A 1191-nucleotide genomic window follows, 5' to 3' on the forward strand; every position below is an offset into this window, starting at 1 on the left:
GTCCAGGATCTTCGCCACCACGCCAGAGCCCACGGTGCGGCCACCCTCGCGAATGGCGAAGCGCAGGCCTTCTTCCATGGCGATGGGGTTGATCAGCTTCACCGTGATGGACACGTTGTCGCCGGGCATGACCATCTCCTTGTCCTGGGGCAGTTCGATCGCACCCGTCACGTCGGTGGTGCGGAAGTAGAACTGCGGACGGTAGTTGTTGAAGAACGGCGTATGACGCCCGCCCTCGTCCTTGCTCAGCACGTACACCTCGGCGGTGAAGTGGGTGTGGGGCTTGATGGAGCCCGGCTTGCACAGCACCTGGCCGCGCTCGACTTCTTCACGCTTGGTGCCGCGCAGCAGCACGCCGACGTTGTCGCCGGCCTGCCCCTGGTCCAGCAGCTTGCGGAACATCTCCACGCCCGTGCAGGTGGTCTTCTGGGTCGGGCGGATGCCCACGATCTCGATTTCCTCGCCGACCTTGATGACGCCGCGCTCGACCGCGCCAGTGACCACCGTGCCGCGCCCGGAGATGGAGAAGACGTCTTCCACGGGCATGAGGAAGGTTCCGTCCACCGCACGCTCAGGCGTGGGAATGTAGGTGTCCAGGGCCTCGGCCAGCTTCATGATGGAGCCTTCGCCAAGCTCGCCCTTGTCGCCTTCCAGCGCCAGCTTGGCCGAACCATGAATGATGGGGGTGTCATCGCCCGGGAATTCATACTTGTCCAGCAGCTCGCGCACCTCCATCTCGACGAGCTCCAGCAGCTCCTTGTCGTCGACCATGTCGCACTTGTTGAGGTACACGATGATGTAGCCCACACCCACCTGACGCGCCAGCAGGATGTGCTCGCGGGTCTGGGGCATCGGGCCGTCGGCGGCCGAGCACACGAGGATGGCGCCGTCCATCTGCGCGGCACCGGTGATCATGTTCTTGACGTAGTCGGCGTGGCCGGGGCAGTCAACGTGCGCGTAGTGACGGTTGGCCGTCTCGTACTCGACGTGGGCGGTGTTGATGGTGATGCCGCGCGCCTTTTCTTCGGGCGCCGCGTCGATCTGGTCGTAGGCCTTGGCTTCACCGCCGAACTTGGCCGACAGCACGGTCGCAATGGCCGCCGTCAGGGTGGTCTTGCCATGGTCCACGTGACCGATCGTGCCCACGTTCACGTGCGGCTTCGTGCGGGTGAATTTTCCTTTTGCCATTTT

General features: G+C 64.1%; 1 protein-coding gene. It reads right to left on the reverse strand.

Annotation, left to right across the window (positions count from 1 at the left end; translation table 11 throughout):
• Positions 1 to 1188 (reverse strand): elongation factor Tu (gene tuf / locus APY03_RS37790; RefSeq protein WP_068685648.1); only part of this gene is annotated, 1188 nt, incomplete at its 3' end.
• Between the last annotated feature and the right edge of the window lie 3 nt (positions 1189 to 1191).

This window comes from Variovorax sp. WDL1, from assembly GCF_001541225.1.
GTDB lineage: Bacteria > Pseudomonadota > Gammaproteobacteria > Burkholderiales > Burkholderiaceae_C > Variovorax.